The 20,885-nt window shown below is 61.5% G+C and carries 22 protein-coding genes; 9 read left to right on the forward strand and 13 right to left on the reverse strand.

Annotation, left to right across the window (positions count from 1 at the left end; genetic code table 11):
• The first annotated feature begins 9 nt into the window (after positions 1-9).
• Complete coding sequence (locus GJR98_RS13845; RefSeq protein WP_151139229.1) at positions 10-756, forward strand: DUF1641 domain-containing protein; 747 nt, start codon at positions 10-12, stop codon at positions 754-756.
• A 107-nt stretch (positions 757-863) separates the two neighbouring features.
• On the opposite strand, the gene GJR98_RS13850 is transcribed toward GJR98_RS13845, so the two are convergent.
• The 7 genes from GJR98_RS13850 to GJR98_RS13880 all read right to left on the reverse strand — a co-directional run bounded on the left by GJR98_RS13850 (position 864) and on the right by GJR98_RS13880 (position 9,700).
• A complete protein-coding gene (locus GJR98_RS13850; RefSeq protein WP_151139230.1) occupies positions 864-1,316 on the reverse strand; it encodes a metal-dependent transcriptional regulator in 453 nt (150 codons plus the stop codon).
• 4 nt (positions 1,317-1,320) lie between these two features.
• Positions 1,321-1,812, reverse strand: a complete 492-nt coding sequence (locus tag GJR98_RS13855; protein WP_151139231.1) for a ferritin-like domain-containing protein — start codon at positions 1,810-1,812, stop codon at positions 1,321-1,323.
• A gap of 94 nt (positions 1,813-1,906) precedes the next feature.
• Positions 1,907-3,034, reverse strand: coding sequence for a succinylglutamate desuccinylase/aspartoacylase family protein (locus tag GJR98_RS13860; protein ID WP_151139232.1), 1,128 nt, complete (start codon positions 3,032-3,034; stop codon positions 1,907-1,909).
• A 182-nt stretch (positions 3,035-3,216) separates the two neighbouring features.
• On the reverse strand, positions 3,217-4,428 hold the full coding sequence (gene sufD, locus GJR98_RS13865; RefSeq protein ID WP_151139233.1) for a Fe-S cluster assembly protein SufD: 1,212 nt from the start codon (positions 4,426-4,428) through the stop codon (positions 3,217-3,219).
• Between the two features lie 3 nt (positions 4,429-4,431).
• The gene (sufB, locus tag GJR98_RS13870) at positions 4,432-5,862 is read right to left on the reverse strand and encodes a Fe-S cluster assembly protein SufB (protein ID WP_151139234.1); all 1,431 of its coding nucleotides are present in this window, start codon (positions 5,860-5,862) and stop codon (positions 4,432-4,434) included.
• A gap of 15 nt (positions 5,863-5,877) precedes the next feature.
• On the reverse strand, positions 5,878-6,783 hold the full coding sequence (locus GJR98_RS13875) for an ABC transporter ATP-binding protein (RefSeq protein WP_151139235.1): 906 nt from the start codon (positions 6,781-6,783) through the stop codon (positions 5,878-5,880).
• Between the two features lie 220 nt (positions 6,784-7,003).
• Positions 7,004-9,700 carry a DNA-directed DNA polymerase gene (locus GJR98_RS13880; protein ID WP_151139236.1) on the reverse strand — a complete coding sequence of 899 codons (2,697 nt, stop codon included), beginning with the start codon at positions 9,698-9,700 and terminating at the stop codon, positions 7,004-7,006.
• A 120-nt stretch (positions 9,701-9,820) separates the two neighbouring features.
• On the opposite strand from GJR98_RS13880, the gene GJR98_RS13885 reads away from it, so the two are divergent.
• From GJR98_RS13885 to GJR98_RS13895, 3 genes are read left to right on the forward strand one after another with little or no spacing between them, the layout of a single operon-like run.
• Positions 9,821-10,006 (forward strand): DUF7331 family protein, encoded by a 186-nt coding sequence (locus GJR98_RS13885; RefSeq protein ID WP_151139237.1) that lies wholly within the window; start codon positions 9,821-9,823, stop codon positions 10,004-10,006.
• 48 nt (positions 10,007-10,054) lie between these two features.
• The gene (locus tag GJR98_RS13890) at positions 10,055-10,582 is read left to right on the forward strand and encodes a DUF7322 domain-containing protein (RefSeq protein ID WP_151139238.1); all 528 of its coding nucleotides are present in this window, start codon (positions 10,055-10,057) and stop codon (positions 10,580-10,582) included.
• 25 nt (positions 10,583-10,607) lie between these two features.
• Positions 10,608-11,036, forward strand: a complete 429-nt coding sequence (locus GJR98_RS13895; RefSeq protein ID WP_151139239.1) for a DUF7346 family protein — start codon at positions 10,608-10,610, stop codon at positions 11,034-11,036.
• A 21-nt stretch (positions 11,037-11,057) separates the two neighbouring features.
• Here GJR98_RS13895 and rad50 read toward each other — a convergent pair whose 3' ends face one another.
• From rad50 to GJR98_RS13915, 4 genes are read right to left on the reverse strand one after another with little or no spacing between them, the layout of a single operon-like run.
• Positions 11,058-13,739 (reverse strand): DNA double-strand break repair ATPase Rad50, encoded by a 2,682-nt coding sequence (rad50, locus tag GJR98_RS13900; RefSeq protein ID WP_151139240.1) that lies wholly within the window; start codon positions 13,737-13,739, stop codon positions 11,058-11,060.
• Complete coding sequence (gene mre11, locus GJR98_RS13905) at positions 13,736-15,175, reverse strand: DNA double-strand break repair protein Mre11 (protein WP_151139241.1); 1,440 nt, start codon at positions 15,173-15,175, stop codon at positions 13,736-13,738. The genes rad50 and mre11 overlap by 4 nt, the downstream gene beginning before the upstream one ends.
• Positions 15,172-15,546 (reverse strand): hypothetical protein, encoded by a 375-nt coding sequence (locus GJR98_RS13910; RefSeq protein ID WP_151139242.1) that lies wholly within the window; start codon positions 15,544-15,546, stop codon positions 15,172-15,174. The genes mre11 and GJR98_RS13910 overlap by 4 nt, the downstream gene beginning before the upstream one ends.
• A gap of 26 nt (positions 15,547-15,572) precedes the next feature.
• On the reverse strand, positions 15,573-15,842 hold the full coding sequence (locus tag GJR98_RS13915) for a helix-turn-helix domain-containing protein (RefSeq protein WP_151139243.1): 270 nt from the start codon (positions 15,840-15,842) through the stop codon (positions 15,573-15,575).
• A gap of 172 nt (positions 15,843-16,014) precedes the next feature.
• On the opposite strand from GJR98_RS13915, the gene pan1 reads away from it, so the two are divergent.
• Positions 16,015-17,232 (forward strand): proteasome-activating nucleotidase Pan1, encoded by a 1,218-nt coding sequence (pan1, locus tag GJR98_RS13920; protein ID WP_151139244.1) that lies wholly within the window; start codon positions 16,015-16,017, stop codon positions 17,230-17,232.
• Positions 17,233-17,295: 63 nt separating this feature from the next.
• On the opposite strand, the gene GJR98_RS17860 is transcribed toward pan1, so the two are convergent.
• On the reverse strand, positions 17,296-17,430 hold the full coding sequence (locus GJR98_RS17860; RefSeq protein WP_255518442.1) for a hypothetical protein: 135 nt from the start codon (positions 17,428-17,430) through the stop codon (positions 17,296-17,298).
• Positions 17,431-17,544: 114 nt separating this feature from the next.
• On the opposite strand from GJR98_RS17860, the gene nth reads away from it, so the two are divergent.
• Positions 17,545-18,228, forward strand: a complete 684-nt coding sequence (nth, locus tag GJR98_RS13925; RefSeq protein WP_151139245.1) for an endonuclease III — start codon at positions 17,545-17,547, stop codon at positions 18,226-18,228.
• Positions 18,229-18,252: 24 nt separating this feature from the next.
• Here nth and GJR98_RS13930 read toward each other — a convergent pair whose 3' ends face one another.
• Positions 18,253-18,735: a DUF7321 family protein gene (locus GJR98_RS13930; protein ID WP_151139246.1), complete on the reverse strand. Its 483-nt coding sequence runs from the start codon at positions 18,733-18,735 to the stop codon at positions 18,253-18,255.
• Positions 18,736-18,924: 189 nt separating this feature from the next.
• Between GJR98_RS13930 and GJR98_RS13935 the strand changes: the two genes are divergently transcribed.
• From GJR98_RS13935 to GJR98_RS13945, 3 genes are all read left to right on the forward strand, one after another.
• Positions 18,925-19,758, forward strand: a complete 834-nt coding sequence (locus tag GJR98_RS13935; protein WP_151139247.1) for a DUF7319 domain-containing protein — start codon at positions 18,925-18,927, stop codon at positions 19,756-19,758.
• Between the two features lie 84 nt (positions 19,759-19,842).
• Positions 19,843-20,496: a halocyanin domain-containing protein gene (locus GJR98_RS13940; RefSeq protein ID WP_151139248.1), complete on the forward strand. Its 654-nt coding sequence runs from the start codon at positions 19,843-19,845 to the stop codon at positions 20,494-20,496.
• The gene (locus GJR98_RS13945) at positions 20,496-20,882 is read left to right on the forward strand and encodes a DUF7318 family protein (protein WP_151139249.1); all 387 of its coding nucleotides are present in this window, start codon (positions 20,496-20,498) and stop codon (positions 20,880-20,882) included. Before GJR98_RS13940 ends, GJR98_RS13945 begins: the two co-directional genes overlap by 1 nt.
• Positions 20,883-20,885 lie beyond the last annotated feature (3 nt).

Consider the following 20,885-nt stretch of genomic DNA (forward strand, 5'->3'; position numbering starts at 1 on the left):
GGTGAGACGATGAGTGATTCAACCACCGAGACGACAGAGAAAGAGCGCGAAGAGACGACCGCGACAGACGAAGAGACAGCGACCGAATCGGAGACGACCGCGACAGACGAAGAGACAGCCGCCGAATCGGAGACGACCACCGAAGCACGCGAGGCTCTCGAAGCAGCCATCGCCGAGCATCCCGACGAAGTCGTCGCGTTCGTCGAGCGACTCGGGCTCCTGAACGAACTCTTCGACACGACCCAACTGGCAACGTCCGCGCTGGACGACGAGATGGTCGTCCGTCTGTCCGGGACTTCCTCGCTCCTCTTGGAGTCGGCAGACGGTCTCGCCACCCGTGAGACTGCCTCACTGGCGGCTTCGGTCGGCGAGAACGCCGAGGACCTCGAAGGAGCCCTCAAGACGCTCGTCCGACTTGAGCAGACGGGAACCCTCGACGAACTCGCGCAGGTCGCAGACGCCGCAACGCTCCTCACGTCCGCGATGGACGACGAGATGGTGATGAAACTCGCCAAGACCGGCAGTTCGCTGGGTGAGGTAGTCGACACCGCCAGCGACCCCGATACCGTCCGTGCCCTCCAGACGCTGATGCGAGGCATGGGTGAGGCGGGTAGCGAACCGCCGAAGCGGACTGGAACCATCGGTATGGTCCGTCAACTCCGTGACCCGGAGGTCCAACGTGGGATGAACTTCCTCTTGGCCCTCGCCCGCGGCATCGGCAGCGATCTCGACAGACTCGACGAACCGCGTGACTAGCCGGACGAACCACCTCGGGAACTGCTCCCGAGACAACCGCATCTAATTTCTCTAGAATCAGTCCACCGTCGGATTCTGAAACCCGAAGGTGTGTCGTGTTTTCGTCCTCAGTCTGCGGCTTCTGTCTCTGTTTCCGTCTCTGCACCACACACGTCGAGATACCGGCACGCATCGGTCTCAGGGTCGAAACAGTCGGGACACTCCGAGTTCCGGTCGATAATCGTGTCGAGTCGGTCGGCGATCATACCATCGATGACGGGTTCGAGTTCGCGTGCCTCGGCGCGGAACTCTTCGACGTCGAGGACGTTCGAGAGGAATCGCTCGATGATGCAGTACGTCTGGAGCGCATCACGAGCGCGGATAATCCCCTCGTCAGTCAGCGTGACGCCTTTGTACTTCTCGTGTTCGGCGAGGCCGCGGGATTCGAGTTTCCCAATCATCTCGTTCGCACTCGCCGGACTCACGTCCATCATGTCGGCGAGCGCCCCGGTGGCCGCCGGACCGTTCTTCATCTCCTGCAGCAGGTAAATCGCTTTGACGTATTGGTCTGCCGTGTTCATCGTCTCACTCGCGCTCTTCCATGATCTGCGTCACTTTTTCCACGCCCTGCGCTTCCTCCTCTCGAATTTCGGTGAGTGTGGCGACCAGTTCCTCGCGGTCGATGGTGAACTGTGCGTCACTCGCCTCGATGGCCTTGAGAACGTCGTCGTAGAACTTGTACGCCGTCTCTTCGTTACAGAGCTGGTCGTAGAGGACGCCGTCGAAGTCTTCGGGCTTGGTCTGGCCGTACTGCGCTTCGACGAGTGCTTCTATCTCTTCGAACGGCACACTCTCGACATCTAATCGGTCGATGATTCCTTCCAGTCTGCCCCGGTGTTCGGCCGACTCTTCGGCGGCGTGCGAGAGCAAGGCTCGAATCTCTTCGTCGAGTTCGTCTGCGTCGAGTTCTTCGTGGTGGTGATACGCGCGTGCCTCCACTACTTCTTCGAGCACGATACCGATTTGGAGCAACCGGGCGAGTTGGTGGTCCGAGGTGACCTGATAGCCCACGCTCACCGGTGAAGCCCTCCGTTCGCGTGCGATACCAACTGAGTCATACTCAGAGGTGAGTCTGTAACGAACTTAAGCGGTTCCCCTTTCGGGTTCCAACTCAGTCGTCGGCACCAGCCTCTTCGGCTGCAGACATCTCTTTCCGGGCCAGTTCGACTTCCTCTTTCGGAGTCGTGCGGCGGCCCATCCAGTGGTAGGTTCCGATGGTGGAGTAGCCGTGCTCGTCGACGATTTCCTCGATTACCTTTCGGTCTTCCTCGTCGATGGAGACGACGTGGGCGATTATTTGCCCCGGGACAGTTATCGGGCTTGCAGCCATCCCGACGACGAGCCCTGTAAAGGGCGCTTCGACGACGTGCTGTTCGCGTTTGAAGTGGTCCGAGATGGTACAGACGGATTTCCCCTCTTCGACGATTGGGTACGGACCCCAGTCCATATCTATCCACCCGCCGGCGGTCGACCGAATCCACTTCTTCTCTTTCGACCCGACGATTCGTTGGTAGACTGGTTCGGACTCGAACTCGTCGTCTATGATGCCGAAGTAGGCAAAGAGGTTGTGCAACCGTTCGAGCGCGACGTCGACCAACACTGGTTGGTAGCGGTGGGCCTCGCCCATCTCGACCGTGATGGTGGGAATCCCGTTTTCGGACGCGACGCGGCGCATCATCCCGTCAGCACCCGCACCGTCCAGAACGACACTCGAGAGGAAGGCGTTCGCCACCTCGGCCACTGCGGGGTCGCTCATGTCCGCGCGGGTGTGGAAGATGGTCACTTTGTTCCGCGTCGACGTGTGGAAGTCCACACCGATGTCGCACTTAGAGATGAAGCGGTCGTAGATGACCTTGGCAATCCGCCTTCCCTCGTTTCCGTTCTCCGACCCGGGGAACGACCGGTTCAGGTCGCGGTCGTAGATGGGGAGATACCGCATGTGTGCGCGGTAGCCGGGCACGTTGAGGACGTGCAGACAGACGATGGTTCCAGCGAGTTCCTGTGGGTCGTATCGGTCTGCAACTTCTTGGACGACCTTCACACCGTTTACTTCGTCACCGTGCATCGCCGCACTGACGAACACCTTTGGACCCGAGCGGGTACCGTTGATGATAGTTACCGGAATTTCTATCGGGTCTCCGAGGAAGGACTCTCCGACCTCGTACATGATGTGTCGTTTCTCACCGGGTCGGACCTCGGCGTCGTATCGGAATGCCTCTCCGTTGTTGGTGTTGGACATCGAACTTCTCCAATTGGAAAGAGTACGTCCGCCACTGGCAAAAATACTAGTAGATAGACACTTTCCTGACTAACCAGACTGTGAGAATATCACCGCGATACAGTGGTAAACCAGTTTGGCGCTCTCACTGGAGAGAGAACCCTCTAATTCGTTGATACAAAAATAACGAAGTGTCGAGGCGTCTACTGCAGACGCGCGGCGATGAGTTCTTCGAGGTCGTCGCGGAACTCGTCGACTTCGATCTCTTCGAGGACGGGCACGAAGAAGCCCTTCACGAGCATGTTGCGCGCCGTCTGCTCGGGGATGGACCGAGAGGCCATGTAGAAGAGGTCTTCTTTGTCTACCTGGCCGACCGTCGCAGCGTGCGACGCTTCAGTGTCGTGGTTGTTGATGATGAGCTTCGGCGACGCGTCTGCCTCGGACTCGTCCGAGAGCATCAGCGTGTTCTCACGCTGGTAGGAGTTCGTACTCCACGCGTCGCGGCCGACGTCCTGGACACCCTCGTAGACCGAGCGTGCCTGGTCGTCGAGGACGCCACGGGTCACGAGGTCTGCGGTCGTGTTCTCGGCTTTGTGCCAGACACGAGCGTTGACGTCGAGGTGCTGGTCGTTGTGACCGAAGAACGCGCCGACGATCTTCGTCTCCGAAGCGTCGCCGTTGAGTTCGGTCTCGACGTCGCTGCGGGTGAGGCGAGAGCCGAGGTTCCCCTCGATCCAGTTGATGGTCGAGTAGGTGCCGGCGTCGCCTCGCTTGAGCGAGTACGTGTAGGTGTCTTCGTCGAGGTTCTGGAGCGACCCGTACTGGACGTACGAGTTCTCGCCCGCGTCGATTTCGACGAGGTTCGAGAAGTATCGCTCTCCGTCGACCTCGGCGTCACCGGACTCGATGCCTTCGAGGATGGTGACGGACGAGGACTTCTCGGTCACGACGAGCGTGTGACTGAACAGCGACCGAGAGTTCATCTCGGCGCGAATCTTCACGTCTTCGGCGTCGACGCCTTCGGGGACGTAGATGAACGTGCCCGTGGTGAACAGCGCGGCCGACAGTGCCGTGAGGTAGTTCGTCTCGAGGTCGACGACGGAGCCGAAGCGCTCCTCGATGAGGTCACCGTACTCGCCGAGCGCCTCCGTGAAGGGGAGGACGACGACGTCGTCTGGTGCCTCGCGGGTCGTCTCGTCGGCCTGGTTCAGGGGGTCGACGAGCGACTCGAAGTCGAGGGCTTCGAGGTTCGTCCATCGGCGGCCCGGCGTCTGGATGACGTCGGGGAGTTCGAGCGTGTCGAGTGCTTCGAGGGCCTCGAGTCGGGCCTCGAGCAGCCACTCGGGCTCGTCCCGTGCGTCCGAAATCTCTCGTACTGTCTCTGCAGACAGGTTTGCGGGAAGTTGCGCACTCATTGGTTATCCGAGGCTACCCTCCATCTCGAGTTCGACGAGTCGGTTGAGTTCGACTGCGTACTCGATGGGCAGTTCCTCCGTGATGGGTTCGATGAACCCGGAGACGATCATCTGCTTTGCGTCGTCGTCGTCGAGTCCGCGCGACTGGAGGTAGAAGATGTCCTCGTCGCCAATCTTCCCGACGGTTGCCTCGTGAGCAACGTCGACGGTGGACTCGTTGATCTCCATGTACGGCATCGTGTCCGAGGTGGACTCGTTGTCGAACATCAGCGCGTCACACTCGACGGCGGTCGAGGAGTTCTTCGCGCCGTTTGCGATGTGGACGAGGCCGCGGTAGTTGGTGCGGCCGCCGTCTTTGGAGATGGACTTCGACTCGATGGTCGACTTCGTCTCGGGTGCGTTGTGGTAGACCTTCGCGCCAGTGTCGATGTTCTGGCCTTCGCCCGCGAAGGCGATAGTGATGTGGTTGTCGGATGCGCCACGGCCCTTGAGAATCGAAGCTGGGTAGAGCATCGTCGCCTTCGAACCCATGGAGCCGGAAATCCACTCCATGCGGCCGTTCTTCTCGACGATTGCGCGCTTCGTGTTGAGGTTGTACGTGTTCTTCGACCAGTTCTGCACGGTCGAGTACTGCACGTGAGCGTCCTCGCCGACGAACACTTCGACGCCGCCGGAGTGAAGGTTGAACGCGGAGTATTTCGGTGCGGAACAGCCCTCGATGTAGTGGACTTCGGAGCCTTTCTCCGCGACGATGAGCGTGTGTTCGAACTGGCCCATCCCCTCGGAGTTCATGCGGAAGTACGCCTGCACTGGCATGTCGACTGTCGTGTCCTCGGGGACGTAGACGAACGACCCGCCGGACCAGATGGCCCCGTGGAGTGCGGCGAACTTGTTGTCGCTCGGTGGGACGCACTTCGTCATGAAGTACTCCTTGACGATGTCTTCGTGCTCTTGGACCGCCTGGTCCATGTTCATGAAGACGACGCCCTTCTCCTCCCAGCGTTCCTGCATGTTCTGGTAGACGACTTCGGACTCGTACTGGGCACCGACGCCGGAGAGGGCGTTCTTCTCGGCTTCCGGGATACCCAGTTTGTCGAACGTGTCCTTGATGTCGTCCGGCAGGTCACGCCAGTCGTCGACACCGCCGCGCACTTCCACGTCGGGGCGGATGTACGGGACGATTTCGTCCACGTCGACCTCGGAGAGGTCAGGCTGGCCGGGCCAGTCGGTCGGCATCGGCATCTTCTGGTACTGCTTGAGCGCGCGGAGGCGGCGCTCCAGCATCCATTCGGGTTCGTCTTTGTCTTCCGAGATGACGCGGATGGTCTCTTCGGTGAGACCCTTCTCTGCCGCGAACGCGGCCTTCTGCTCCTTCTTGAACTCGAAGCGAGCTTCCGTGTCTGTCTCTTTTAGGTGGTCTTGGTCGGAACTCATGGTGTGTAGGGTGGTTTACGCGGCCTCGTAGACTTCCTCACGGACCCAGTCGTAGCCTTTGTCTTCGAGTTCGGACGCGAGGGACGCGTCGCCGCTCTTGACGACCTTGCCGTCCAGCATGATGTGGACGTAGTCGGGTTCGACGTATTCGAGGATACGCTGGTAGTGAGTAATCTGAAGGATGCCCGTGCCCTGCTCGTCGCGGAGCGCGTTGATGCCTTTCGACACGTCCTGCAGGCGGTCGATGTCGAGACCGGAGTCGATCTCGTCGAGCACTGCGATGGACGGTTCGAGGATGGCGGCCTGGAGCACCTCGTTCTGTTTCTTCTCACCGCCGGAGAACCCGGCGTTGAGGTAGCGCTGCATGAACTTCTCGTCCATGTCGAGGAGGTCCATCTTCTCTTTGAGGAGTTTCTGGAACTCGGCGACACCGACTTCGCCGTCGTCGACGTTGCCCTCCATCGGGGAGGTGTCGTAGCCGGCTTCCTCTTCTTCTGCGTCTTCGTCTTCGCCGAAGAGGAGTTCGTCGCGCTCGTCGATCTTCGCGTTGAGCGCGGTTCGGAGGAAGTTCGTCATCGTGACGCCCTCAATCTCCGCGGGGTACTGGAAGCCGAGGAAGATACCGAGCGCGGCGCGCTCGTTCGGTTCCAGTTCCAGAAGGTTCCACGTGCGGGCGTCTTCCGGAATCTCGACGTCGCCGAAGTCGCCTTCCTCCAGGTGGAGGAGAATCTCGCCGTCGGTTACTTCGTAGGCGGGGTGGCCGGCAATGATTTTAGAAGTCGTAGACTTGCCGGACCCGTTCGGGCCCATCAGTGCGTGGATCTCGCCGGATTTGACTTCCAGGTCGACACCTCGCAGAATCTGCTCACCGTCTTCCTCCGCGACACGTGCGTGGAGGTTCGTAATCTCGAGAGTTGCCATCGTTGGTTCGTTGCCTCGTACTCGAACCCTGGGGAGTATCGCCCATAATGCTTGCGCATTTACCCCCGGTGCCTTTTGTAGAAAGAAAATTTGTTTTCAAAACCACAAAGGAGACGTGACGGTTCGTGACATATGTCCGGGTTTCGGGCACCCGAACATCGCTTCGTCAACGGAGCTGGAGTAACCACAAATGGTTACTTCCACCCAACGAGCGTGTCGCTTAGACGAAACTCCCGAGTCCGGTCTGTTCTTGGCCGCTTTTGACTTCGTCCCACGACATCCCGAGCGCCTCGATGATACGCGAAATTGGGCCTTCGAGCGTCTTGTCGAGCATCGTGTCCCAATCGACTTCGAACTCGTCTGGAACCTGGTCGGCGTACTCGAAACAGATGACGTCGGGGTCGCGCTTGAACGCGCGGTAGAGGTCGTCCATCTGCGGGTCGAAGCCATCGTCTTCCATCGCTCGGAACCACGAGGGGTGGACCTTCTGGAGGTAGACGCGCTTCGGTTTCGACCCGCGACCGAAGTTAGTCCCGAGGAACCTGTTCGCGTACTGTGCGCCGCGAACGTGGGCAGTCGGCGTGTCGTACGCCGACAGACGCTTCCCGATGCCACCGGGGATGCCGATTTCTTCGAGCGGCAAGTCACCGGACTGGAAGTCGGTGATGATGTCGTGGAGGTAGTCTTTGATGACCTCGGTGTCCTCACCGTGGACGATCATGTCGATGACGTTCTTCTGGACCTCTTTGGTCACCTGCGCGATGTCAGAGCGCTTGTACTCGAATCCGGTGATGTCGATGTCGTCGACGTCTTTGCCCTCTTTCCAGACGATGTGACCGGCGTAGCGTTTCTTCTTGCCCGCCTGGAAGAACCGCCGGTAGAGTTTCTCGAACTCGATTTGGAACCGGTGTTCGTCGGCACCGAGCGCCTCTTTCGCGAAGTCGTCGTAGGCGGCGTTGATGTGTTCCTCGATTGCGAACGACTGCTCGATGGCTTCCTCTTTCGACACGTCGGGGCCGAGTTCGAGCATGACCGAGTCGGTGTCTCCGTAGGCGACGTCGTAGCCGAACTCGTTCGCTGCCTGCTCCGTGAACTCGATGACTTCGCGCCCGGTGGCCGTCACTGCAGCACCCATCTCTTTGTCGTACAGACGGAACCGGTCCCATCCCAGGACACCGTACAGCGAGTTCATGATGACCTTCACTGCGGCCTGCTGGCGGTCGAACTGCTCGTATTCGGACGAACCGGGTTCGTGCTCGTTTCGGAGCGACTTCTTCTCTTCACGCTCGGCGAGCAGCTCGTCGACCATCTCCCGAATCATGCCGTCCGGCTCCTGCCGGAAGTGCGTCCCGTTGGGAGCGTGGAACATTTCGCCGTCGTACTCGTCGGGGTCGACTTTCGTCTCCGGCGACGCGTTGATGGTCACCATACACATCGGGTACAGCGACTTCAAGTCGAGGACCGTGACGTTCTCTTTGACACCCGTGATTGGGTCGAAGACAGCACCGCCTTCGTAGTCTTCTGACTCCTGTTGGCCCTTCGACGGCAGTGCGAACTCGCCGTGGACTTTGTGGAGGACGTAGATGTCGACGGTGTCGCCCGGTGTCGGCGCGTCTTCGAGTTTGCACCCGACGAACGTCCGCACCTCGTCCCAGAAGGCGACGATGTCCTGTTTGCGGTCGATTTCGACACACAACTCCACGTCACGAAGGTTGTACTCCAGCAACCGCTCGGGGTCTTGCTCCCAGAGGTCACCGATGTCGCCCGAGTAGCGTTCTTTGCCGACGTCGAGTTCGAGTTCGCCGACTGCGTCCAATCGATAGGATTCGAGTTCCGTGAACTGCGTCCGTTTGTAGGCGTACAGCAGGTCGAAGACGACGCGGCCTTTGATGTCCGGGCCGCCCCATCCGCTCCGCCACACTTCGCCGAGACGCGACATTCGGTCCGCGTCGAGGTCGTAGTCGGTCGACGGGTTCAGTTCGTCGAGTCGGTCGAGGAAGTACGGCGCGTCGAAGTCCTCGAAGTTCCACCCGGTGAGGACGTCGGGGTTCGTCTCTTCGATGTAGGCGAGGAACGCGTCGAGCATCGCCGCTTCCTCCTCGAACGTTCGGACCTCGACTGCCGACCCATCGCGGAGGAACTCGTAGTTCGGAAGCGAGTTGGGGCGTTTGCCCTCGCCGTCGGGGGCGACGGCGTGCCAGACGATGTACTCGTCGCGGTAGGAGTCGTGCGACGTGAGACAGATGATTGGTTCTTCACCGTCTTCGGGGAAGCCGTTTCTGTCGTTGACTTCGATGTCGAAGGTGTTCACCCGCAGGTTCGCGTCGACCGACGCGGGTTCGACTTCCTGGTGGGGAACCTGAATGGTTCCGTCGTCGAGACGGCGGTTCGGGACCCGGATGCCGTCTTTGATGTCCTTGTCGATGAGGAGGCGATTCGGAAAGAGGATGTCCGCTTCGTAGTGGTCGAACTCGTCGCGGATTTGCCCGACGTCGCGGGGAGTTCGCGTGTGGATTCTCGTCAGTTCCTCACCGCGAATACTCTCGTACCCATCTTCGGTGCGTGTGATGACGTCCTTGTCCAGTACCTCGTCGTCGAGACTCTCTGTCGGCGCGTAGAAGTACGGTTCGAACCCGAGGACGCGAACGTGCGCTGGTTCGTCGTCCGCCGTCCGACCGAAGACGTGGAGAACGGGATACTCGTCGCGGCCGGTCCCCTCGATGGTGTAGTCGACCTGTGTGACGGCCAGTTCGACCGTCCCGTCTGGGTCGGGAAAGCGCACCTCGTCCGTGTCGATGACGTCGGAGACGTGCTGGGCGGCATTCCCGGCGACGATGGCGGCCTCACTGTCTGGCCGCTCGTCGCCTCCGCCGTCGGCGTCGTGTCCCCCGAAGTCGCTCAAACCCGTCTGCGTCATGCCACTCGCTTCGGCGGCGCGGCTAAAAACCCCGGCGTTTCCCCGAACCATCTCTCAGACAGAACCAGCCAGTTCCACGGAAAGACATATACCCTTGTGTGACATTCTGTGACACACGATATGACCGACCACGCAGCACCTGAACGGTGGGACGGCACGATCGACGGCAACGGACCGACTGGTCCGACGGGCGCCGAGACGATCGAATCCTACGATATCGACGGTGGCGTGGTGTTCTATGACGCGATGAACCCACTTGCATGGGTCGAGGCGACACAATCGATGCGCCTCGACGACTGCGCCTAATTCGACTGAAGCGGACTCTTTTTCTTGGCACAGCGTCTCGACGCGAGCGTGACGAACGACGAGCGACGCGAGGACGAGTTGGAGACGTCAGACTCGTCTTCCGGGAGCACGCAGAACGCAGAGCGGCCTGCTCACGACGTGGCTTCCGGGACCGACCGCGTAAAGCGATGGGCCGACCCAGAGTCCAGATGGGGAAACCCCGAGCGGGACCTCCCCAAGATTCCTCGCGTCAAGGTTCCGGGTCAGGAAGGCGACGGAAGCCTGAAATCGGAGTTCAGCGACGACGCGCCAGACCTCTCTGCCGACATCGACCCCGAACTGTCGCGCCTGTTCTGGGCGAGCGTCCTCCTCGCCAACGTCGGCGTCGCCGGAATCACACTTGGCCCGATGCTCGTCTACTTCCGTGGCCAGTTGTTGATTGGCGCGGGTGTGACGGCCCTCGGTATTGGCGCACTCGTTCGCGTCTACTCGATGTATCAAGAGTACAAGGCCACAGACTGGTCGTCCGACGACGACGAGGAAGCCGAGTCCACCGACGACGATAGCGACACGCCCGACGACGAGCGCAACCGCTAACAGTCGCCGACGCCTTGGCCCGACCATGCGTACCGTTCGCGGGCCCGACGGCCGAACCTACTTGCTCGTCAAACGCTCCAGCGACAGCAGCCGCGTCCGCGACCCGAAGACTGGTGACGAGCGCTACCTGCCGAACGACGACCTCGAAGACGTCAGCGGGGAATCGCCGCTCGAAACTGCGGCGCGTGCCGTCCCAGAGTCGGTTCGCCGAATCCTCGTCGCGACGCCGACCGAGCGCGGACTGGGCCTCCTCGTCGACCTCGTCGACCGCGGCCCCCTTCCTGTCGTGGACCTCATGGGCGCGTACGACCTCTGCGAGAGCGACCTCCACGGCCTCTTGACGGAGTTCCGAATCGCCGGCCTCGTCGAAGAGACGACAGTCTACGGCGAGCGAGGCTACGAGGCGACAGCGGTCGCAAAAGAGGGAATCGAGCGTCTGCGAGCGAGTGAGTGAGGACGGAGACGTTCAGACCGCTCAGTCGTCGGCGAGGGCGCTCGCGAGGTCAGGCGCGTCCGTTCGCTCGACAGACGAGCGGTTCGTCGTCGGGTTCTTTTCGACGCGGACGAGGTCGTCTGCCGCTCCGACGAGTTCGTTGTCGTGGCTGACGATGAGAATCTGTTTGACACCACGGGTCTGCATGTCTTCGACGAGGTCGACCAAGCGTGAGACGTGGCCGTCGTCGAGGAAGACGGTCGGTTCGTCGAGGATGAGCGGCGGCAGTGGGGCGGCGCCGTCGATACCCTCCGCGAGGAGTCGATAGATTGCACACCGAAGACTGAGGTTGAACAGCGCACGCTCCCCGCCGGACAACTGCTCGGGTTCGAGCGCCGTGCCGTCCTTCTGGAAGACGGTGAGGCCGTACTCGCCGTCGAGACGGATACGTGAGTACGCGTCGTTCGCGTAGACGAGGTCGAACGTCTCGTTGAGCATCCGTTCGAGCACCTCGACGTTCCGCTGGCGAAGGTCCGCTCGGAGGTCACCGTACGTCGATTCGAGCGTCGACACCTCGTCGTGGAGGGAGTCGAGCGCACCGACTCGCTCGGCGAGGCTGTCGCGTCGTTCGCGGAGTTCTTCCAACCGTTCGAGGTCCGACTGGACGCCACCAATCTGACTCTGCAGGTCGTCGCGCTGGTCTCGCAGTTGGGGGAGTACGTCGGTTTCGACCTTGTCGAGGTACTCCGCGGCGTTCTGCTTGCGTTTCTTGGCGGACTCGACTGCGTCTTCGTCGACTGCCTCCCGGAGTTCCTTCCGCCGAGTTTTCCGGTCTTGGAGGTGTTCTCGTCGCTCGCGGTTGACGTCGGCGAGCGTCTCGCGCTTCTCGCGAAGTCGCTCTTGTGTGTCGACCGTGTCGTCACGTCGCTCGACGAGTGACTCGACACGGTCCAGTCGCTCACGGCGGGTTTCGAGCGCGTCGAGGTCCGCTTCGAGGTCTTCGACCGTCGATTCGACAGTCTCGGCACGGTCGGTCTGCGTCGTCGCTGCCTCGCGTTTCGTAGACGCCTCCTCGACGAGTTCGGCGGCTGCCTCTCGCTTTTCTGTAACTGCCTCGCGGCGTGAATCGACCGTCGTCTCGCGGTCTTCGATGCGTTCGTCGAGATGTTCGAGTCGGTCGGAGAGCGTGTCGGCGCGGGTCTCGGCTTCCACGAGTCGCTCTGCTCGCTCGACTGCTGCGTCGAGGTCTTCGACCGTCGATTCGAGTTCGTCTCGCTCGTTTTCGAGTGACTCGACTTCGGCAGAACGGTCGCCGATGGCATCGACGTGTGGCGACCCCTCGACTGCTTGCCCACACTCGGGACACTTGCCAGCGTCGCGGAGCGCCTCGGCCTCGGCCAGTCGTTCGCGTGCGTTCTTCAGTTCTGTCTCGGTCTCCGCGAGCGATTCGCGGGCCTCCGAGCGGTCACGCCGTCGTTCTTCGAGGAGAGCCGCCGCCGACCCACGGTCGACGGGCGCATCGGCGAATCGGTCATCGATGTCTTCGAGCGACGACTCGATGGTCGTCCGTTTCTTGCGGAAGGATTCGAGTTCAGCTGCCGCTTCGTCCGCGGCCGTCTCGTCTGCCTCGGCAGCATCTCGTTTCTCTTTCGCGCGCGCTTCGAGGTCCGCGGCACGTTCTTCGAGGCGTTCCGCCTGCGTGGCGAGGGCCTGAGCCTGCTGTCGTGACTCGGATAGCTCCTCGCGAATCTCGGATTCGCGCTCGGCGAGTGCCTCCCGACGGGCGTCTATCGACGCTTCGGTGGCGTCGTCGAGGTCTGTCTCCGTCAGTGCGGTCTCGATTTCGTCGTCAAGGTCACCGAGTTTCCCGTCGAGGTCATGGATTTGCTCGGTGAGTTTGTCACGCTGTGCTTCGTCCGCCGCGACCTTCGACTGGAGGTCTTCGATGGTCGATTCGACCTCCACGAGGCGCTCTCGCTTCTCGGCGTGTTCGTCCAGCGTCGACTGCGCTGCATCGAGCGTCGATTTCGCCTTGTCGCGTTGTGCTTCGTAGTTCGAGAGCTTCTCGTCGACCTCGGCGAGTTCGGATTCGAGCGCGTTGAGTCGCGCGTGGAGGTCTTCGTCTTCTTTGGCCGCGATTTGTGACTCGATATCTTCGAGGACGCTCCGCTTGCTCGTCAGCACGTCTTCGACACCCAGACGGGCGTTACCGGCCCGTTCTCGGTACTCTTCGAGTTTCCCGAGTTGGAGCAGGTCGTCTATCATGTCCTGTCGCTGGGCCGGCGAGGCGTTGATGAGTTTGTTGACCTCGCCCTGCTGGACGTACGCGCAGTTGACGAACGCCTCGGCGTCCATCCGGAGGAGCGACGCGACGTGTCGCCGGACGTCTCGCGCCCCTTCGACGGTCCCGTCTGGCCCTTCGAGGACACACTTCGCGGTGGTCGCTCGCTCACCGGAGATGCGGATGCGGCGCTCGATACGGTACGTGCCGCCGTCGTGGACGAATTCGAGTTCGATTTCGGCGTCGTCCTCGCCAGTCGTCACGACGTCTTCGAGGGTTCCGGAGAGCGCTTTCGACCCGTACAGTGCGAAGAAGCACGCTTCGAGGAGCGACGACTTTCCGCTGCCGTTGACGCCGTGGATGACGGTGACGCCGTCGCGGACGTCCAGTTCGGCGTCGTCGTACGGCTTGAAGTTCCGGAGGGAAACGTGAGTGAACCTCATGCGAAATCACCCAGCGAACTGTCTCGGGCCGGTTCGGGGTCTGACTCGGATTCGGAGGTCACTTCGTCGGTCGCCGCTTCGTCAGTTTCCGCTTTGTCTGTTACTGGTTCGTCAGTTGCCGCTTCGTTGGTTGCAGCTTCGTCGGTGGTCGGCTGCTCCGACGCTGCCGTGGTCGATTCTGTCACAGTGTCAGTTTCAGTCGGTGGTTCTGGTTCGGTCGGTGACTCCGACTCTGTCGGTGGTTCAGTCGACGGCTCCGGTTTCGTCGACGGTCCCGATTCGGTGTCAGTCGGTTCGCTGTCGTCGGAGTCTGTCTGAGCGGCGACGAACGCACCGGGGTCGTCGTCGAGGAGCGAGGCGACGCGTTCGCGTACTTTGTCGCGGACGTTCGAGTCGGCCACTTTGCTCGCGCGGACCGTCTCGTCCACGTCGAGTGCGGCGGTCGAGAGACCCATCTCGCGGACTCTCTCGCGCACTGCCTCGTCCGGGTCGGCAAACGACACGTCGACCGAGAGTTCTGCCTCGGTGTCGATGTCGCGGCGGTCGTTGACTCGGGCGACGAGTGCGCCCTGTTCGACGGCGAACGACTCGACTGCGGCAGGCGTCACCGATTCGCCGTCGCCGTTCAGGTCGACGATGACAACGGCGTCTTCGAGGTCGAACTCACGGAGGCGCTGTCGAACGCGTTCGATACCTTCGTCGCCAGAGAGGTCGACGTCGATGAACTCGAACGAGCGAGTTTCGAGGGTTCGCCGACGGATATCCACGGTTCCCGCGTCGAACGTGACGAGGTTGTATCCGCGCGGGTCGCGTTCGCTCGCGCTCGCGCGCTCGGTCGACCCACAGTAGGTCACCCACGTGCCGTCGAGGTCCACCTGGTCGGGGACGTGGTTGTCGCCGAGGAGCATCGCGTCGAACTCGACGTTCGACTCGTCGAGGACCGTCTCGGTCTCCCAATCAGCGTGTGCGAAGGGAGTGAACAGGCCGTGTGCGACGAGGGCCGCGTGCGACGTGTCGTGTGGTTCGAAGTGGTAGTCGAGGTCGTCTCGGCGGGAGCGCGGAACGTGGTCGAGTCCGTAGAAGGCCACGTCGCCGAGGACGTAGGGGTCGCTCCCGAGCCGAGTCGCCAAACCGAGGCGCTCGAAGAGGTCCAGCCACTGGCCTCCGCGCGTCGACTCGTGGTTCCCGACGATAGCGAGGAACGGAATCTCTGCATCGTCGAGGCGGCGGAGCGCGGCGAGGGTCCCGAGGAGGTCGGGGAGTTCGGGGCGGCGGTCGTGGTAGAGGTCGCCCGCGTGGACGACGGCGTCCACCTCCTCCGAAATCGCGTCCGCGACGACCTGTTCGAAGGCGTCGAGGAAGTCCTGACGGCGCTCCGGCGAATGGTACTGCTGGTACCCAATGTGGGTGTCGCCGGTGTGTATCACCCGTGTCATCTGTCAGGAGGTTCGCCACCCCCGCTGAAAACGGTTGTGCGACCGGAGTGAAAGTGGTCGCCCACGGACGACGTTGTCGATTCAGTGGAGTCGAGTGACGTACGAAGGCAAGAGAGGTCTCGAAGGAGCGACCGACCGACGCGCGCACAGTGGTGTCCTTCACGGGTTGCCGTGCCGACTGCCCGACGTAGTCGCACCTCTCCACCTGCGTCGAGGAACTGCGCCGCAGTAGAGACGTCGGAAAACGCAGCGCGCGCGTCGGCGATGATGGATTCGAACGCGTCTCGGTCAGAAGTATCGTCGGGGTCGGCGAGTGCGGCGAGTGCGCGGCCGACGACCGCAGGGTCAGGTCCGGGGGTGGGGTCGGGCATAGGCCCGTCTGGGCCCGTCTTCGGGTTTAAATGTTGAGTGTGTAGAGACGCTTTCGTGCGTCAGAGAACGAAAATCGGGAGTCGACCGCGCCTTCCTCTTCGAGTCGGGAGAGCGCGTAGCGAACCGTCCGTGGGGGAAGAAGCGACTCTTCGGCGATTTCGCTCTGAGTGAGCGTGTCTTCGTAGTCGAGTATCTTCGCGACCAACTTCGCACTCGGGGGCATGTCGCGAACCGCGGCCCACCGGTCTTCAGTTTGTGGCTCGGATTCTCGTTCGACCGCTTCGGTGGTGCTCATCGTATCTATCCACAGGCAATGCTATTAGATAATATTTGCTATCCTGTTTTATTACTCTTGAGAATATGTGTGACGCACGTCAGACTCGTCATCTCAGTAGATAGACGCCTCATAGCCGGCGAATCCCTCATACACCCGAAGCCTCTTATGAGCCTGTGCCCTATCCCGCCTGATGACCGACACTGTGGACGACGTCGACCTACCGTACGACAAGGATTCGGCGTCGCAGCAGGAGAAGATCACCGCCCTTCAAGAGCGGCTCGAAGTTCTCGAAACGCAGAACGAGGAGATGCGCGATAAACTCCTCGACGCAAACGCAGAGAACAACAAGTATCAGCAGAAGCTCGAGCGTCTTACTCACGAGAACAAGAAGCTCAAGCAGTCGCCGCTTTTCGTTGCGACGGTGCAGGAAATCACCGACGAGGGGGTCATCATCAAGCAGCATGGTAACAACCAAGAGGCCCTCACCGAGGTGACTGACGAGATGCGCGAGCAGTTAGAACCTGACGCGCGTGTCGCTGTGAACAACTCTCTGTCTATCGTAAAGCGACTCGACAAGGAAACAGACGTCCGGGCACGCGTCATGCAAGTCGAGCACAGCCCCGATGTGACCTACGAGGACATCGGTGGACTCGAAGAGCAGATGCAAGAGGTCCGCGAGACCGTCGAGATGCCGCTCGACCGTCCCGAGATGTTCGAGAAGGTGGGTATCGACCCGCCGGCTGGCGTGCTCCTCTACGGCCCGCCGGGTACCGGGAAGACGATGCTGGCGAAGGCCGTCGCGAACCAGACGAACGCTTCGTTCATCAAGATGGCCGGGTCCGAACTGGTGCACAAGTTCATCGGTGAGGGCGCGAAACTCGTCCGCGACCTGTTCGAGGTCGCCCGCGAGAACGAACCGGCCGTCATCTTCATCGACGAAATCGACGCCATCGCATCCAAGCGGACCGACTCGAAGACCTCCGGCGACGCCGAGGTCCAGCGGACGATGATGCAACTCCTCGCCGAGATGGACGGCTTCGACGAGCGCGGAAACATCCGCCTCATCGCGGCGACCAACCGCTTCGACATGCTCGACCCCGCGATTCTCCGCCCCGGCCGGTTCGACCGCCTCATCGAGGTGCCCAAGCCGAACGAGGACGGACGTGAGATTATCTTCAAGATTCACACGCGGAAGATGAACGTCTCCGACGACGTGGACTTCAGAGAACTCGCCGAACTCGCCGAGGACGCGTCCGGTGCCGACGTCAAGGCAATCTGTACGGAAGCCGGGATGTTCGCCATCCGCGACGACCGCACGGAAATCTTCATGCAGGACTTCCTCGACGCCTGGGAGAAGATTCAGAAAGAAGCAGAAGACACAGAATCCGTCTCGCGCGCGTTCGCCTGACCGGCGTTCTGCGCTCCGAGAAGGGACCACACAGTCTTTTCACAGACCGACGCCCGCGAGTGATTACGCCGCGAAGGCGATGTAGGGGAGGACGAACAGGACGACGAACATTGCAGTGAGGATGATACCGTATCCAGCGAGCGTCGCGGCCGCGGTCACCCACGCTTCGCGCCGGCCGGGAAGGTCGATAGCAGACATAGTCGTCTGCTCACGGTCGTAGATGATAAATCGTTGGACTCCGGAGTCGCCTCGGCCGGTGACTTGGTCGCCGGAACCCGAACGACTGAAACCGACCGGGTCGCACCCACAGATATGGGCACGCCACTCGACACCCGCACGGCGCAAGCCGAAGAAGTCCTCGACCGACTCTACGAGGAGTACCCCGATACGACCATCTCTCTCACCTATTCGAACCGTCTCGAACTCCTCATCGCCGTCATGCTCTCTGCGCAGTGTACCGACGAGCGCGTCAACAAGGTCACCGCAGAGTTGTTCGCAAAGTACGACTCAGCCGAGGACTACGCCGACGCCGACCAAGAGGAGTTGGCCGAAGACATCAACTCCATCACCTACTACAACAACAAGGCGAAATACATCCGCAGCGCGTGCGCGGACATACTCGAAAAGCACGACGGTGAGGTTCCGGACACGATGTCCGAACTCACCGAGCTCGCCGGCGTCGGCCGGAAGACTGCGAACGTCGTCCTCCAACACGGGCACGACATCGTCGAGGGAATCGTCGTCGACACGCACGTCCAGCGCCTCTCGCGCCGACTTGGCCTCACCGAAGAGGAGTACCCCGAAAAAATCGAAACAGACCTCATGCCTGTCGTCCCCGAGACAGACTGGCAGCAGTTCACCCACCTGTTCATCAGTCACGGCCGCGCAGTCTGTGACGCCCGCAACCCAGACTGTGACGCGTGCGCGCTCGAAGATATCTGTCCGTCGTCGAAACTCGACCACGACGTCGACCTCGCCAGCGGCGACGAGTGGTAAGAGAGAGGGAGACGAGCAGAGACCTTAGACGAGCAGATACCCCGTGACGTATCGGTACACGCCGAGAAGCCACGCGAGGAACCAGAAGATGACGTACCCGAACACGCCAATTCGGAGGCGGCCACGCCACGCACCCATGTTCTCGTGGAGGTCGTCGAGTGAGACTGTCGGGTCTGGATTACGGTAGAGGTCCGCTTCCCACTTCGCTTGGAAGATGCGGACGATACCGGTGAGTGCGAAGACGAGCATCGCGTACGCCTGCAGGCCGAGGATGGCGTGCAGGGCGCTCAGCCCGTTCAACTGTTGGAGCAGTCGCGGCATCATCCACGTGACGACCGGGACCGTGTTCAAGACGAGCCCCGGGAAGATGACCTTCAGGTGGTACACGAGAACGTCCCACGACACCGTCTCGGCGTCTATCATAATCCACGCACCGTAGAGGTAGAACGGAAGACTGGCCGTGACGGTGAGCGCGGCGAGGGTGGCGAGGGTCGTCTCGTCTGCCATCGCCCGCCGTTAGCACGCGGGCGGCGTAAATGGACCGATGCACGCACGCACGTTCGAGCGCTAGACCAGTGTCGTGGGATGACTCAGTGAGTGGCTGCCCCAGTATACCGGGTGGATGGGGCCTCCGCGGGTCGGTCCAATCGACTCGGGGTCGGAACACGTTTACCGACCAAGGTCCTACTTCCGCCGATGGCAGATTCGTCTTCCGCACCGGCCGACGACCGAACGTCGCCGGACGCGGGTGCCGACGATGCGGTGTCCGAGGACGAACTCGAAGCCCTTCGCCGTGAGGTCGAAGAGAAGTACGACTTCGAAAACTTCGGCCCCGCAGATATGGCGAAGATGAGCGTCGAAGAGTGGGAAGCAGCGTTCGACCCGGACTCGTGGGTCGTCGGCGAAGAACTCCTCGACCGCGTCGAAGAAGAACTCCGATACCGGGTCGCAATCCGAGAGGTGTTCGCCGTGCTCGAACGCGTCACCGAAAACGGCGAGCCTCGAATCCTCGCGTACTCAGACGAAGGCTACGCAGTCGTCTATCCAGACGGCAGCGTCGAAGGCGAGGGGACGGTCCTCCGGGACGTGAAACCCACCGTCGCACTCTGTTCGATGGACGACTTCGAGGTGAACAGCGCACCCGAGAACGTCCGTCTCCCCAGCCCTGACGAAGTTTCGCAGGGGACCGGCGACTTCGGGAACCGGATGCTCCAAATCGTCGCCTTCGGGCAGTTACTCGGCGGGGTCGCACTCATCGGTGCGTGGATTATCGTCCCGACGGTCCAGTCGATCGTCGCGCCAGTCGTCGGCTTTGGCTTCCTCCTCATCGGTCTCTTCCTCTTCGTCACTGTCGCGAACGCACGACTCTCCGACCGGTTCCGGTCTGAAGAGTATCGTGACCGACTCCGCGCGATTGGCCTCGAAGACGGCGAACGGCCGGCGTTCGTCCCGTCGTTCGACGGCGACGCGGAGGTTCAGTCGCTGGTCGAAGGGCCAGACGGTGAACCCCTCAGTTCTGAGGGCTCGTAACTGCCCTCGTCGGATTGCGCTAATCCCCCTCCGTGGCGGCATAGTCGGTGGGTTTAAGCGCATCCCATCCTGACCAACGACCGTATGAAAAGGCGGGAGTTTCTCCGAACGGCCGGCGGTACAGCAGCCGCCGCGACCGCTGCCGCCGGGACCGCCGCTGCTTCGCAGGAAGGCGGCGGTGGAGCGCAGGTTCAACCTGACTTCGGCGGTTGGCTCGACGGCGTCGACGGAGGCTACGCAGACCTCCGCGGCCAGAGCGAAGTGACAGTCGAAGTTGGTGCCTCCGGCAACGGTGGGAATCTGGCGTTCGCCCCGGCCGGCATCTGGGTCGACCCCGGTACGACCGTGACGTGGGAATGGACTGGCGAAGGCGGCGGACACAACGTCAAGATGGAAGAAGGACCAGCAGGTCTCGACTCCGGTGCGCCCGTTGCTGAAGCCGGCACCACCTACGAGTACACCTTTGAAGAAGGTGACGCAGGCATTAGCAAGTACTTCTGTGAGCCACACAAGGCGCTGGGTATGCTCGGCGCCGTCGCCGTCGGCGGCGACGTGGCGACTGTCGAAGTCGGTGGCGGCGGCGGCGAAAAGGAACTCGAGGAACTCGGTGTTCCGATTCAGGCACACTGGGTCGGCGCGGCGACCATCCTCGGAATCATCGTCACCGTCATCTACTCGTTCTTCATCTTGAAGTACGGCGAGTCCCCCAACACGGGTAACACTGGAGGTGGCGAATAATGTCCTCGACCGGAAGCACATACGGCGATATTCACCGATACGAACCGGCACGCGAGAGTACTGCGGCGGCCATCGCGATCGTCCTCTTGACGATTATCGAGGTCGTGTTCGTCTTCCTCTTCACCTACGGATTCGTCTCCGGGTGGGGTCTGACGGACACGGGTAACATGTTCCTCGGTGGCATCCTCGCCGTCATCTTCGTGGACCTCGCGTTCATCCTCGCACTGTACCGCAAGGAGTTCCTTCCAGACGTCATGATCGTCAAGAAGCGACGTCGCAAGTGGGAAGACCTCTACGTCCGCGAGGAGGACGTCGACGGTGTCACGCTCGGTGACGGTGCGTGGGACCAGGTCAAGCGCGCGGTGTACCCCTACTACAAGCGATAAATC

Source organism: Haloferax marinisediminis (assembly GCF_009674585.1).
Classification (GTDB): domain Archaea; phylum Halobacteriota; class Halobacteria; order Halobacteriales; family Haloferacaceae; genus Haloferax; species Haloferax marinisediminis.

What these genes read in the sequence shown, in the direction of transcription:
- GJR98_RS13845 (WP_151139229.1), top strand. Translation starts at nt 10, where the DNA reads ATGAGTGATTCAACCACCGAGACGACAGAGAAAGAGCGCGAAGAGACG.
- GJR98_RS13850 (WP_151139230.1), bottom strand. Translation starts at nt 1,316, where the DNA reads ATGAACACGGCAGACCAATACGTCAAAGCGATTTACCTGCTGCAGGAG.
- GJR98_RS13860 (WP_151139232.1), bottom strand. Translation starts at nt 3,034, where the DNA reads ATGTCCAACACCAACAACGGAGAGGCATTCCGATACGACGCCGAGGTC.
- sufD (WP_151139233.1), bottom strand. Translation starts at nt 4,428, where the DNA reads ATGAGTGCGCAACTTCCCGCAAACCTGTCTGCAGAGACAGTACGAGAG.
- sufB (WP_151139234.1), bottom strand. Translation starts at nt 5,862, where the DNA reads ATGAGTTCCGACCAAGACCACCTAAAAGAGACAGACACGGAAGCTCGC.
- GJR98_RS13875 (WP_151139235.1), bottom strand. Translation starts at nt 6,783, where the DNA reads ATGGCAACTCTCGAGATTACGAACCTCCACGCACGTGTCGCGGAGGAA.
- GJR98_RS13880 (WP_151139236.1), bottom strand. Translation starts at nt 9,700, where the DNA reads ATGACGCAGACGGGTTTGAGCGACTTCGGGGGACACGACGCCGACGGC.
- GJR98_RS13885 (WP_151139237.1), top strand. Translation starts at nt 9,821, where the DNA reads ATGACCGACCACGCAGCACCTGAACGGTGGGACGGCACGATCGACGGC.
- GJR98_RS13895 (WP_151139239.1), top strand. Translation starts at nt 10,608, where the DNA reads ATGCGTACCGTTCGCGGGCCCGACGGCCGAACCTACTTGCTCGTCAAA.
- rad50 (WP_151139240.1), bottom strand. Translation starts at nt 13,739, where the DNA reads ATGAGGTTCACTCACGTTTCCCTCCGGAACTTCAAGCCGTACGACGAC.
- mre11 (WP_151139241.1), bottom strand. Translation starts at nt 15,175, where the DNA reads ATGACACGGGTGATACACACCGGCGACACCCACATTGGGTACCAGCAG.
- GJR98_RS13910 (WP_151139242.1), bottom strand. Translation starts at nt 15,546, where the DNA reads ATGCCCGACCCCACCCCCGGACCTGACCCTGCGGTCGTCGGCCGCGCA.
- GJR98_RS13915 (WP_151139243.1), bottom strand. Translation starts at nt 15,842, where the DNA reads ATGAGCACCACCGAAGCGGTCGAACGAGAATCCGAGCCACAAACTGAA.
- pan1 (WP_151139244.1), top strand. Translation starts at nt 16,015, where the DNA reads ATGACCGACACTGTGGACGACGTCGACCTACCGTACGACAAGGATTCG.
- GJR98_RS17860 (WP_255518442.1), bottom strand. Translation starts at nt 17,430, where the DNA reads ATGTCTGCTATCGACCTTCCCGGCCGGCGCGAAGCGTGGGTGACCGCG.
- nth (WP_151139245.1), top strand. Translation starts at nt 17,545, where the DNA reads ATGGGCACGCCACTCGACACCCGCACGGCGCAAGCCGAAGAAGTCCTC.
- GJR98_RS13930 (WP_151139246.1), bottom strand. Translation starts at nt 18,735, where the DNA reads ATGGCAGACGAGACGACCCTCGCCACCCTCGCCGCGCTCACCGTCACG.
- GJR98_RS13935 (WP_151139247.1), top strand. Translation starts at nt 18,925, where the DNA reads ATGGCAGATTCGTCTTCCGCACCGGCCGACGACCGAACGTCGCCGGAC.
- GJR98_RS13940 (WP_151139248.1), top strand. Translation starts at nt 19,843, where the DNA reads ATGAAAAGGCGGGAGTTTCTCCGAACGGCCGGCGGTACAGCAGCCGCC.
- GJR98_RS13945 (WP_151139249.1), top strand. Translation starts at nt 20,496, where the DNA reads ATGTCCTCGACCGGAAGCACATACGGCGATATTCACCGATACGAACCG.